Genomic DNA, 12967 nt, shown 5'->3' on the forward strand with positions numbered 1-12967 from the left:
ACGTTCTGGGGTACTCAAAAGGAAGTTAGAAATTTCGCCTAGCTTCCTTATTTATTGATCTAAATTCGAGGGAAAGAAATAGGATTTGTTACTTGGTTAAGACTTGGACATCCCATCCTTTCATTGAACTCTTAGCTTTTTCGCCAGTTAAGATGTCTTCATAATCCGCAAATTTATTTGGCAATTCTCTTTCTTCATTGCTCATGTTAAGCACGAAGTAAAGTTCCTTGCCATCTGCTGTGACACGCTTAGTTACTTCAAGCTTATGGCTGTCGCAAACTAATGATTCAACTCCAGTTTCAAGCACAATGTGGTTGAATAATTGTGTCAAACCTTGGTGACCTAACTTGGTTCCAACGTACCAAGCCTTGCCTTTGCCATAATCATTTTCAGTAATCGCAGCAGTGCCAGTGTAAAACTCATCAGCGTAGCTTGCCAAAACTTTGGCCTTATTTGGATGAATCAAATCACACATTAAGTTAGTTTCGTATTCTTTGCCATCCATCGTGACTCTAACTTTTTGACCTGGAACCATTGCGTCGCTTTCTTCAACCCAGATGCCGGTGACATCTTTCAATGGACCAGGATAGCCGCCAAGGTAAACATTGTCAGTTGAATCAACCATACCTGACATGTAGGTAGTAACGAGGTGGCCGCCCTTTTCAACATAGCTGTTGATCTTTTCAGCTAAACCTGCTTTAACCATGTAAAGCACTGGTGCAACAACCAAGTCATAGTTACTAAAGTCATCATCAACACCAATAATATCGGTTGGAATGTTGCGTTCATAGAATTGACGGTAGTAGTCCAAAATTGAGTCAACATAATTCAAATCTTGAGTAATGCCATCAACATATTCGTATGACCAGAAGTTGCTCCAATCAAAGACAATTGCGACTTTAGCTTTAGTCTTTGAACCTAAGATTGTTGGACCAGCCTCCTTTAATTTTTGACCCAAATCAGCCAATTCACAGAAGGCTCTAGTATCAGTTCTTTGTGAATGAGCAATAATTGCACTGTGGAATTTTTCGGAACCACCCACTGCTTGCTTTAATTGGAAGAACTGAACAGTGTCAGCACCGTGAGCAACAGCTTGCAATTCAGTTGCGGCCATTTGACCTGGACGCTTTAGTGGACTGTAAGATTGCCAGTTAACTTGTGAAGGTGCAGATTCCATTAACATAAATGGTTGATGCTTAAGGCTTCTCATTAAGTCATACAAGAATGCTGGCTTATAAGCAGGTGCGTCGTAAGTTGGATAACTATCATAGGAAATAATATCTTGATCCTTGGCCCACTTTTGATAGTCAATCATCTTGTTTGGCAAACTGTGGAAGTTAGTAGTTACAGGCGTTTCAGGATCGTACTTCTTGATGACTGCCTTTTCCATCTTGAAGAGGTTTTGCAAACTTTCGGATTGAAAGCGCAAGTAGTCGATTGAAAGGCCAGCAACAATGGTTTCGCTACTTTCTGGACCCCATGCATCCCCCAACTCGTTTGGAACAACAATTTCATCCCAGTCATAAATCGTGTGACTCCAAACATTCATGTTCCAAGCCTTGTTGAGCGCACCCAAGGTCTTGTATTTGTTTCTCAACCAGTCACGGAAGGCGTTTTGACAATTTCCACAGTAGCAGTTGCCACCGTATTCATTGTTCACGTGCCAAACTACGATATGCGGATTGTCAGCGTAGTGCTGGGCCAATTTTTCAACTAACTCACTATCCAGTCTTTGATAATTCTTGCTGTTCGGACAGAAATTGTGCCGCTGACCAAAGACGTGACGTCTGCCTTGGTAATCAACTCTTGCGATATCCGGATACTTTTTAAACATCCAGGCTGGCATTGCGGCTGTTGCCGTACCCATCACAATATCAAAGTTTGCATCAGATAATTCTTGAACGATCTTGTCTAATTTAGAAAAGTCATAGACTCCTTCTCTAGGTTCAAGAACTGCCCAAGAGAAAATATTAATTGTAGCTGAATTTAAATCTACCTTTTTAAAGACCTTAATGTCTTCAGGCCATGTTTCTTCTGTCCATTGATCGGGATTGTAGTCTCCACCATAAAGAAAACGTGATAATGTTTTTGTCATTTTTAAACCTCTACTTAAACTGGACTTCTACTACTTCATCACCATGTTTTACAGTAGAACCTGCTTTAATTGGACTAGCTTTTTTAATTCTACCTGGTTGAGTGTAGAAGGTAATGATCGTATCCTTGTAGCCATTCTTAAGAGCCAAATCACGATCAAATTCTAGTAATAAGTTGCCCTTCTTGACTTCTTGTCCATCATCATAATACGTTTCAAAGCCTTCACCACGCAAGTTTACTGTTCCAAGACCAACGTGGACGACTACTTGCAAGCCATTATCTGAGACAATCTCAAAGGCGTGTTTTGTACCAAAGGTAAATCTAATCTTACCATCGAATGGTGCATAGATCTTGCCGGCACTTGGTTTGATTGCGAATCCCTTTCCTGGGAATGGCTTACCATCTTCATCGACGACGGAGGACATTTGCATCAATTCACCATCGGCTGGTGCGTAAATCTTTTGCTGTCTAGGTCTTGCTTTAGTTGAATCGTCTTTTTCGATTTCACCTTCAGCAAGCTTAGTCTTCAATTCTTCAACAACTTCGGCGTGTTTCTTTTCGGTCAAAGTTACTTTGCTTAAGAACACGATGATTGAAATCACAGCTAAGATTAAAGGAATATATAAGGCCATTGTATTAAAAGTGCTGATATCGTGTGCTGTCATGTCGGCAGCAGTTGCGGCACCTGTCATACCAGCTGCAATAGCTACATATCCAACCAAAGCATTAGAAACAGCACCAGTGAATTTATCGATCATTGGACGAACTGCCAAAACGACGGCCTCGTTTCTTTGACCACTCTTAAGCTGACCATATTCAATCGCATCAGTTAAGGTCAAAACAGTTACTAATTGAGCAAAGTTGATGTTGAATAAAACCAACCCTAAGTCCATTAACACAACATTATCACGGCAGAAAATGAATAAAAGATAAGCACAGATCATGCAAGTTTGACCTGCAACAAACAACCATTTTCTTGGAATGTACTTATTTAAAACTGGGAATAATGGACTGACACAGAACCCTACAATCGTTGCAGCAAGCCCTACAACCCAGAATTCGCCTGGTTTACCAATGACAAACTTGTACAGGTAGAACAAAACCCCGTTAGTAATAGTGTTAGCAAGTGAAAAGACTAAGTAGGCTAAACTCGGCCAAAGAATTTGATCGTTATGGAAAATAGCACTGAAGACTTGAGGCAAAGTAGTTTTCTGCTTGGCTGAATTTCTAATTAAATTGTGCTTTTCTTTAGTACCTAAGCAAACAATAATGGCACAAACAATTGCTAAAGCTGAAATTACGGCCGCAAAGGCAAGCCAACCTGGTGCGCCTTCTTCATGTTTACCAGTAACTGCATAAGTTACCCCAGTTACTAAAGGAACAACGATAATTGCTAAACCGTTCCAACCAATAGCACCTGAAAAGGCACCCAATGAAGTATAAATACCACGCTCATGTGAATCTTCACTTAAAGCCGGAACCATACCCCAATATGAAACATCGGATAATGAATAGAAGATATCAAAACCGATGTAGATAATTACGAATAAGATAGCGAAAAGAATCCAATTGCTTTGCGCTAAGCCAAAGATTCCAGTAAATAAAATTAATAATAATACTGCACTAACTACAGTACCCAAGAAAATCCATGGCTTAAACTTTCCCCATCTTGTTTTGGTATTATCAACTATGTTGCCCAAGATTGGGTCAATAACCAACTCGACAATTCTAATCACTACCATTAAGCCAGTGATTAAACCAATCAATTTATCAGCTACTGATTGCTCTAGCCCACTGAACATTCCGCTAGTAATAAAAATAATAAAGTATGTACTCATTACACCATAAAAAGCTGCGTGTCCTAAGTTACCCAGACAGAATGATGCATAGGAAATTATTTGTTTCCCTGAATTTTTATGACCGTTTGTCATAATGCTTCCTCCTAAATTGTTATCATCTGTAATCGTTTACATATCTGAGTATACGCTTAGTGTCAGTTTTGGTAAATTATTTATTTAATATAACTAAATTATTTACTTAGAGTAAATAATAAAAGAGAATGCTATGCTTCAGCATTCTCTTTTCAAAATATTCAAAATAAAAAATTTTTATTTACTAAAAAATTTACTCACCTTTAGGAATAAAGCTTTTACGTACCACCAAGTTAGTGTTCATATTCACATCAATATGCGCACGATCAGGTTGAATAATTAAATTGGTCAGCATAGTTAAAGCTAAATCAATCATTTCCTGCTGGTTGATGTTGTAAGAAGAAAGTGGTGGTGATACGTACTTCACTACATTACTGTTATTGATACTCAAGATTGCGGTATCTTTTGGTACGTTAATATTTTCTTCGTTAAAGGCCTGTAAAACACCGACTGCTAATGTATCAGAAGCAATTAAAAATGCATCTGGTAAATTGTTCTTGTACTTCTTTATTACTTCTTTGCCAAGCTTATAACCATTTTCAACGCTGAATGGTCCTGAAACGAACATGTTGCTGTCATCTTTTCCGCGAACCTTCATATATTCCGCAAAGGCAACGGAACGTGGATCATTTTCTTGAATATGATCATGCTTAGGGCCAACACCACCAATAAAACCAATCGATTTATAGCCGTTTTTAATAAACAAATCAATAGCATTCTTAACTGTTAAAGTTAAGTTAGGTCTAATTGAATCAAACAATTCGGGAGCTGGATTAGTATCAACAAACACCCCATTTGGTAAAACTCCGTGCAATTTTACCAACTCAGCATTTTCGATTGGCGCTGCTCCTACTCCAATAAAACCTTGGAACAATGAGGCATTTTCAATTAAGTCAGCCGCATTATAAAAGGTCTTCATCTTCATTGATTCTTGCTTAACGGTTTCTACCAAGGCTTGCTTTAAAGAAGTAAAATACTCATCTTGCAACTGTTCTTTATGGTTAGTGCGGTAAAGAAGCGCAATTGTAGGCTTAATTTCCTTTTCTTGGTGGTCTTTCCAATAACCAAGCTTATTAGCAATTTCTAAAATTTTATTTTTGGTATCTGCAGTAATCGATAAGTTAGGATCATTATTGAGCAACCGCGAAACAGTCGCAGAAGAATACCCCGACTTTTGTGCAATTTCTTTAATAGTTGTCATAATTATTTCTTTCCCATTTACTAATATTCCTGTCTTTATTATACAAAATATTTACTTAATTCCAATAAAGATCAATTTTATTCAAAAATATTTTCCTCGAGATTTGCCAATTAATTTATTTACTTTTAACAACTAAATTATTTATTTATTTGATAAATTATTTAATTTGGTGTTATAATAAAACCGTTTTCAAAATATATTTTTTATAGAAACTAGGTCTTATCATGAAAGCAAATATCAAATGGCTTGATGATCCTGAAGTCTTCAGGATTAATCAACTGCCAGCTCACAGTGATCATCCTTTTTACAAAGATTACCGTGAATGGCAAAACCACAGCAGCAGTTTTAAACAAAGCCTCAACGGTGCCTGGCAGTTTCATTTTTCAAAAGATCCTCAAAGCCGGCCCATTGATTTTTACAAACGCAGCTTTGACTCATCTTCCTTTGACACCATCCCCGTTCCTAGTGAAATTGAATTAAACGGCTACGCCCAAAATCAATACACTAACATTCTGTATCCCTGGGAAAGCAAAATCTATCGTAAACCTGCCTACACCCTGGGGCGCGGCATCAAGGATGGCGATTTTAGTCAAGGAAAAGACAACACAGTCGGTTCATATCTTAAACACTTTGACTTAAATCCTGCTTTAGCCGGCCATGACATCCATATTCAATTCGAAGGCGTTGAACGGGCCATGTATGTCTATCTCAACGGTCACTTCATCGGTTACGCCGAAGATAGTTTCACACCTTCCGAATTCGATCTTACACCTTACATTCAAGCAAAAGACAACATCTTAGCTGTCGAAGTCTTCAAACACAGCACTGCTTCCTGGCTAGAAGATCAAGATATGTTTAGATTCTCCGGTATTTTTCGTTCAGTTGAACTCTTAGCCTTACCTCGGACTCATCTAATGGATCTAGATATCAAACCAACTGTTGTTAATGATTACCATGACGGTGTCTTCAACGCTAAATTGCACTTTATGGGTAAAACCAGTGGCAATGTCCACGTCTTAATTGAAGATATCGATGGCAAAACTTTGCTTAATAAAAAGTTGCCACTTAAATCAACCGTTGAAATTGAAAACGAAACTTTTGCCAATGTTCACCTATGGGACAACCATGATCCATACCTTTATCAATTAATCATTGAAGTTCATGACCAAGATGGCAAATTAGTTGAACTTATTCCTTACCAATTTGGTTTTAGAAAAATTGAAATTACCAAGGATCATGTGGTTTTGCTTAACGGAAAAAGATTAATCATCAACGGCGTTAATCGTCACGAATGGGATGCTAAGCGTGGCCGCAGTATTACCCTAGCCGACATGAAGCAAGACATTGCTACCTTTAAACACAACAACATCAATGCCGTTAGGACCTGCCACTATCCAAATCAAATTCCTTGGTACTATCTCTGCGATCAAAACGGAATTTACATGATGGCGGAAAACAATTTGGAGTCCCACGGCACCTGGCAAAAGTTAGGCCAAGTTGAAGCTACTTCCAATGTACCCGGCAGCATCCCCGAATGGCGTGAAGTCGTCGTCGACCGTGCCCGCAGCAATTATGAAACCTTCAAGAATCACACTGCAATCTTATTCTGGTCACTTGGCAACGAATCATATGCCGGCAGCAACATCGCCGCTATGAACAAACTCTACAAAGATCACGATTCTTCTCGCCTCACCCACTACGAAGGCGTCTTCCATGCACCAGAATTTAAGAAAGAAATCTCAGACCTTGAAAGCTGTATGTATTTGCCACCTAAAGAGGCAGAAGAATATCTCCAAAATCCTAAAAAGCCACTTGTCGAATGTGAATACATGCACGACATGGGCAACTCCGACGGTGGCATGGGCTCTTACATCAAGCTAATTGATAAATACCCTCAGTACATGGGCGGCTTTATCTGGGACTTCATCGATCAGGCTCTGCTTGTGCATGATCCAGTCAGCGGACAGGACGTATTGCGTTACGGTGGCGACTTTGATGATCGTCACTCCGATTATGAATTCTCTGGCGACGGTTTAATGTTCGCAGACCGCACACCCAAACCAGCAATGCAGGAGGTTAGATACTACTATGGCTTACACAAATAATTTACACGTCGTTTATGGCGAAGCTAGTTTAGGAGTCAATGGTCAAGATTTCGCCTATTTATTCAGCTACGAGCGTGGTGGCCTTGAATCTTTGAAAATCAAGGACAAAGAATGGCTTTACCGCACGCCTACACCAACTTTTTGGCGGGCGACCACCGATAACGATCGCGGTAGCGGCTTTAATCAAAAAGCAGCCCAATGGCTAGGAGCTGACATGTTCACTAAATGTGTGGGTATTCACGTTCAAGTTGACGATCACCAATTCGACGAATTGCCTGTCGCTCCAATCAATAATCAATTTAGCAATCAGGAATTTGCCCATGAAGTAAAAGTGGCTTTTGACTACGAAACTTTAACTACTCCTGCAACCAAAGTCAAAATCATTTATAATATTAATGATTTTGGTCACATGACGATTACCGTGCATTATTTTGGTAAAAAAGGCTTGCCGCCTTTGCCTGTTATCGGCATGAGATTCATTATGCCAACCAAGGCTAAAAGTTTTGACTATACTGGCTTGTCTGGTGAAACCTACCCTGACAGAATGGCTGGAGCAGAACGCGGAACTTTCCACATTGACGGCTTGCCAGTTACTAAGTATCTTGTACCACAGGAAAACGGGATGCACATGCAGACTAATGAATTAGTCATCACCCGTAATTCTACGCAAAACAATGCGGACAAAGATGGCGACTTTAGTTTAAAGATTACGCAAACTAAGCAGCCATTTAACTTCAGTTTACTGCCATACACTGCAGAAGAATTAGAAAATGCTACCCACATTGAAGAGTTGCCATTGGCTCGTAGAAGCGTATTGGTAATCGCGGGAGCTGTTCGCGGCGTAGGCGGCATCGACAGCTGGGGCTCCGATGTAGAAGAGCAATACCACATCGATCCTGAGCAAGATCATGAATTCTCATTTACGCTAAATTAATTTAAATAATTTATTTTAAATTAGTAAATAATTTACTAAATAATGTGTTATAATGTAATCGGTTTAAGTAAAGACTAATAACCAATTAAAAAAGGAGTAAACATGAAAGTTTTAGTTATCGGCGGTGCCGGCTATATCGGCTCACACGCTGTTCGTGAATTAGTTAAGGAAGGCAACGATGTCGTTGTTCTTGATGCTTTGTACACCGGTCACAGAAAAGCCGTTGATCCAAAGGCCAAGTTTTACCAAGGCGATATCGAAGATACCTTCTTAGTTTCAAAGATTTTACGTGATGAAAAGATCGATGCTGTTATGCACTTTGCTGCATATTCATTGGTACCTGAATCAGTTAAGAAACCACTTAAATACTACGACAACAACGTTGCTGGAATGATTTCACTTTTGAAAGCAATGAATGACGCTGGTACTAAGTACTTAGTCTTCTCAAGTTCAGCCGCTACCTACGGCATCCCTAAGAAGTTGCCAATCACAGAAGACACCCCACTTAACCCAATCAACCCATACGGTGAAACCAAGATGATGATGGAAAAGATCATGGCCTGGGCCGACAAGGCTGACGGCATTAAGTACACTGCTCTTCGCTACTTCAACGTTGCTGGTGCTTCAAGCGACGGTACAATCGGTGAAGACCACGCTCCAGAAACTCACCTTATTCCAAACATTTTGAAGAGTGCTATTTCTGGTGACGGCAAATTTACCATCTTCGGTGATGACTACAACACTAAAGACGGTACTAATGTCCGTGACTACGTTCAAGTTGAAGACTTAATTGACGCTCACATCTTAGCTTTAAAGCACATGATGAAGATCAACAAGTCAGATGTCTTTAACTTGGGTACTGCTCACGGCTACTCAAACCTTGAAATTTTGGAAAGTGCTAAGAAAGTTACCGGTATCGACATCCCTTACACTATGGGACCACGTCGTGGCGGTGACCCTGACTCACTTGTTGCCGACTCAACTAAGGCAAGAACCATTTTAGGCTGGAAGCCAAAGCACGAAAATGTCGACGATGTAATCGCAACCGCTTGGAAGTGGCACAAGAGTCACCCAAAGGGCTACGAAGACAAGTAATAAAGTAAATTAAAATAAAATCTAACCCTATCTTTTTAACTATTTCTATTTTCTATTATCAAAAAATGTCAGTCCGATCAACTGGCATTTTTCTTTGGCACAAATCCTGGTACAGACCATTATTAATTTGATATTGTATAATAGTTGATGAAACAAATGGCGGAATTTTATGACAAGTATTAGAGACATCGCTAAAATTGCAGGCGTATCCCCTGCTAGCGTTTTGCGAATCTTAAACAATGATCCCACCTTTCATATCAATGAAGCTGCACGTGGTCGTGTAATCGAGATTGCCAGAAAGCTAAATTACAACAAAGCCAACAAAAAGCGCGGACCAAAACAACCTGATTCTTCCCTTTCAGTTGCTTTAGTTATGCGCTATGGCAACATGCGTGAATTCAACGACCCCTACTTTTCGAATATGCATAAAGGAATCGACGAAGAAGCTAAAAAATGGCACATAGAAATATCGCCTATATTGGTGGTAAATCTGCCGTAGTTAACTTAGATGGCAAAATTGTTTTAAGAAAAGATGACTTGCGTGAAGACGGCTATATCGCCTGGATGAAAATGCACAACTTTGATCAGTATTGTCACATCTTTACTGCTAACTGGTCAGCTGATGAAGCTTTAGAAGCTACCAATCAATTATTGCAGTTAAAAGATCGACCAACAGCGATCGTCGTTGCGAGTGACCCAATGGCCTTAGGCGTCTACAAGGCCTTAAATGATGCCAAACTTCTTATTATGCTTGACTTTACGTAGAAAAAGACCTAAAAGTGTCTCACTTCAAGAAGATGTATTCATGAGCTTTTTTCTTTAATCAGTATACTTACCATCATCCTTAACAAATAAGGCAACGATGAAACCAATCACTGTCAAAGCAATGGTGAAGTACATACCGTAGTGCACACCGTTAGTGAACTTGAAGGCAGCTAAACCGTTCACCGCATTTCTACCTAAAGTCAAGAAACTTGTAGCAAGCGCAGTTGCCAAAGCACCCACAATCTGTTGCATGGTGTTCAAGATAGCAGAACCATCGGCAGATTCAAGGCCCCTAAGTGAGTTCAAAGCTGAGGTTTGTGATGGTGACATAGCAAGCGGCGCACCAATCATCAAGATGAAATGAGCTAAAATCACATACCAAATTGTGCTGTACGTAGTTACTACACTAAGCATCACGGCACCAACGAAGGCAATGATAAAACCAATTCTAGCAGGCCACTTGGCACCAAAATTATCGTACATTCTACCAGCAAAAGCAGAAGTTACGGCGTTAATGACACCACCTGGAAGCATGATGATCCCAGTCAAAGCAACAGCTACAAGCAAACCATTTTGCAAGTATTGTGGCAAAAGATACATTGCTGACAAGATGATACCAAAATCAACCATGACCAAAATTGCACCCAAAGTGAAGTTGCGGTGTCTAAACACACGCATGTTTAAAACAGGTACTTCAAGTTTTAATTGACGTCTTACATAGAAAATCAAGGCAATAACACCGACGATTAAACATGCAAGAACTGGTACTGAAAGCCAACCCATTTCGCTGGCAAAACTTGCACCCGCAATCAAACCTGAGAAGGCAAAGATTGACAAAATGATGGACACAAAATCAACTTTTGGCTTAGTAATTTGACTAACATTCTTCAAACTAAATAAGCCGATTACAAAGGAAATGACTAAAAATACGACGAATGTAAAGAAGATGTCACGCCATGAACCAGCAGCTAAAATTAAGCCCGTCAAAGTTGGACCAATTGCTGGAGCAAACATGATTACTAAAGCAAGAACACCATTAACTGTACCTAACTTATTTGGTGGGAAAATCAACATCGCAATAGTAAACATTAAAGGCAAAATGATTCCAGTTCCGATCCCCTGGATCATTCTACCGATTAAAACCATCGGAAAATTAACCCCGAATCCCGAAATAAGAGAACCGACAATAAAGGCACCGAGGCCAAATAAAACTAATTTTTTGGTCGTAAACCACTTAGTAAGCAAACTTGAAAGTGGCAGGACTATCCCGATTACAAGCATATAGCCGGTAACCAGCCATTGAATTGAAGACTGACCAACTTGAAGAGCCTTCATCAATTGTGGTAAGGCAATGTTCAATGAGGTTTCACTGAACATTCCTACAAATGATCCTAGCATTAATGGGAGAATGGCAAGCCATGGACGCTTAACATCAACACGGGCTTTCATTCCACTTTGTGCATTATCCATTAATTCTTTCCTCCTTTTCATTGCAACGTTGATTACTTTACCAGAAAAAATTTTTTCTCGTAAGTAAAACTTTTATGTAAACGAATTCATACAAAAAATCGCTAGAATTTAATCTAGCGATTTATCATAAATTTCTATTTTTACCAAGGTCTTTGAGCATTAACATCACAATATTTATTAAAGCTAATAAAATGATAGTCATTCCATTCACCATCATCTGAGGTTGAATAAGAAAGCGCAAACTCTTTACTTGATAATTCATTAGCCTTAGCTCGATCTTCCGGATCACTAATTCCATCAGTATCTGGATCATCAAAGAAACTATAAGTGCTTTCTGCGTCTAACAGTCCATTAGCATGTCCAAATTCAATAGCTTCCAAATTTTTACCCATAATCATACTTATAATACCGTTATAAATATCTCTCTTCATATCGGTCAAAGTTTCTGGCTCTTTTGTAGTAGCATAACCATTTTCAATAGAATTATGATCAATGTTTAATCCATACTTTTTAGCAACTCTAATTAAAGCTGGTACATCATGATGGCCCAATTTCTCATCTAATGTCATATTTGCTCTAGGATAAACGCCAAATGAAAAACCATCTTTTACATATTCTTCTGCAACATCATTAGCCATATTTTGAGCTTTTTCTGTATACTTCAAAGGAGCAATATTTAACTTAGTACGCGCTTCGTTAATTATACGCATTGCAAATAGACTTAATTTTTTTGTTGATCTAGCGTTAAATGACTTGGATCAACTTCTTGATTATCGGCTTTGGATTCAGGAGTGAACTTATTTATCTTCATTCCTTTCTTACCGACCTTATCATAAAACCATTTTGGCTTATATTGTCCTTTAGCCAAATTTGAAACAGTGTAGCCTTCTGGAAGCACAATATGATCTTCTTTATAAACTATAGCTTTCTTTTTAGGCTTTTTATATACTGGTGTCTTTTGATAGGTAGGATCATAGTACCTAACCTTATAATTTAGCTTTTTATTACGATAGTTGGTATTCGCAACAAGAATACAAGTAGCATTACCAGCAAATAATGCAAATCTTTTACCTCTTATTTTATTAAAACCAATAATATATGTTTTGGTTCCTTTAGATAAGTGACCAGCATGATAGTTTTCACCATCACTAGGATCATAAAACATAGCTTTCTTAGTAACTGTAATCTTCTTAGTTCTTTTAGTAGTAGCTTGAACTTGATTACTCATCACTCCACCAAATGTGCCTCCCATCATAAGTAAGCACAATAATGTCTTTAAATATTTTTTACTCATTTTTACTCCTATATCTATATCATTCATTTACTCGCTTTATTCTCAGTATATCACCTACATTAATTCTTTTACTATATG

11 protein-coding genes are annotated in these 12967 nt (G+C 38.8%); 5 read left to right on the top strand and 6 right to left on the bottom strand.

Annotation, left to right across the window (positions count from 1 at the left end; genetic code table 11):
- Positions 1–88: 88 nt before the first annotated feature.
- The 3 genes from BN1206_RS06815 to BN1206_RS06825 all read right to left on the bottom strand — a co-directional run bounded on the left by BN1206_RS06815 (position 89) and on the right by BN1206_RS06825 (position 5226).
- Positions 89–2095, bottom strand: a complete 2007-nt coding sequence (locus tag BN1206_RS06815) for a beta-galactosidase (RefSeq protein ID WP_013642264.1) — start codon at positions 2093–2095, stop codon at positions 89–91.
- 10 nt (positions 2096–2105) lie between these two features.
- Positions 2106–4025: a sugar MFS transporter gene (locus BN1206_RS06820; RefSeq protein WP_014566044.1), complete on the bottom strand. Its 1920-nt coding sequence runs from the start codon at positions 4023–4025 to the stop codon at positions 2106–2108.
- 193 nt (positions 4026–4218) lie between these two features.
- Positions 4219–5226: a LacI family DNA-binding transcriptional regulator gene (locus BN1206_RS06825; RefSeq protein ID WP_052543111.1), complete on the bottom strand. Its 1008-nt coding sequence runs from the start codon at positions 5224–5226 to the stop codon at positions 4219–4221.
- A 224-nt stretch (positions 5227–5450) separates the two neighbouring features.
- Here BN1206_RS06825 and BN1206_RS06830 point away from each other — a divergent pair, with 224 nt between their 5' ends.
- The 5 genes from BN1206_RS06830 to BN1206_RS10140 all read left to right on the top strand — a co-directional run bounded on the left by BN1206_RS06830 (position 5451) and on the right by BN1206_RS10140 (position 10125).
- Positions 5451–7331 (top strand): glycoside hydrolase family 2 TIM barrel-domain containing protein, encoded by a 1881-nt coding sequence (locus BN1206_RS06830; RefSeq protein WP_013642267.1) that lies wholly within the window; start codon positions 5451–5453, stop codon positions 7329–7331.
- Positions 7315–8265 carry a beta-galactosidase small subunit gene (locus BN1206_RS06835; RefSeq protein ID WP_014566047.1) on the top strand — a complete coding sequence of 317 codons (951 nt, stop codon included), beginning with the start codon at positions 7315–7317 and terminating at the stop codon, positions 8263–8265. The genes BN1206_RS06830 and BN1206_RS06835 overlap by 17 nt, the downstream gene beginning before the upstream one ends.
- Positions 8266–8367: 102 nt before the next feature.
- Positions 8368–9360, top strand: a complete 993-nt coding sequence (gene galE / locus BN1206_RS06840) for a UDP-glucose 4-epimerase GalE (protein WP_013438365.1) — start codon at positions 8368–8370, stop codon at positions 9358–9360.
- 169 nt (positions 9361–9529) lie between these two features.
- Positions 9530–9859: a LacI family DNA-binding transcriptional regulator gene (locus tag BN1206_RS10135; RefSeq protein WP_082104767.1), complete on the top strand. Its 330-nt coding sequence runs from the start codon at positions 9530–9532 to the stop codon at positions 9857–9859.
- Positions 9814–10125 carry a substrate-binding domain-containing protein gene (locus BN1206_RS10140; RefSeq protein WP_052543112.1) on the top strand — a complete coding sequence of 104 codons (312 nt, stop codon included), beginning with the start codon at positions 9814–9816 and terminating at the stop codon, positions 10123–10125. The genes BN1206_RS10135 and BN1206_RS10140 overlap by 46 nt, the downstream gene beginning before the upstream one ends.
- 54 nt (positions 10126–10179) lie before the next feature.
- Here BN1206_RS10140 and BN1206_RS06850 read toward each other — a convergent pair whose 3' ends face one another.
- The 3 genes from BN1206_RS06850 to BN1206_RS06860 form a co-directional block, all read right to left on the bottom strand.
- Positions 10180–11595, bottom strand: coding sequence for a DHA2 family efflux MFS transporter permease subunit (locus tag BN1206_RS06850; protein ID WP_052543113.1), 1416 nt, complete (start codon positions 11593–11595; stop codon positions 10180–10182).
- A gap of 140 nt (positions 11596–11735) precedes the next feature.
- Positions 11736–12305 carry a hypothetical protein gene (locus tag BN1206_RS06855; RefSeq protein WP_052543114.1) on the bottom strand — a complete coding sequence of 190 codons (570 nt, stop codon included), beginning with the start codon at positions 12303–12305 and terminating at the stop codon, positions 11736–11738.
- A gap of 11 nt (positions 12306–12316) precedes the next feature.
- Positions 12317–12916 (bottom strand): hypothetical protein, encoded by a 600-nt coding sequence (locus BN1206_RS06860; RefSeq protein ID WP_156172741.1) that lies wholly within the window; start codon positions 12914–12916, stop codon positions 12317–12319.
- Positions 12917–12967 lie beyond the last annotated feature (51 nt).

The sequence above is a fragment of the Lactobacillus sp. OTU4228 genome (assembly GCF_001006945.1).
Classification (GTDB): Bacteria; Bacillota; Bacilli; order Lactobacillales; family Lactobacillaceae; genus Lactobacillus; species Lactobacillus amylovorus.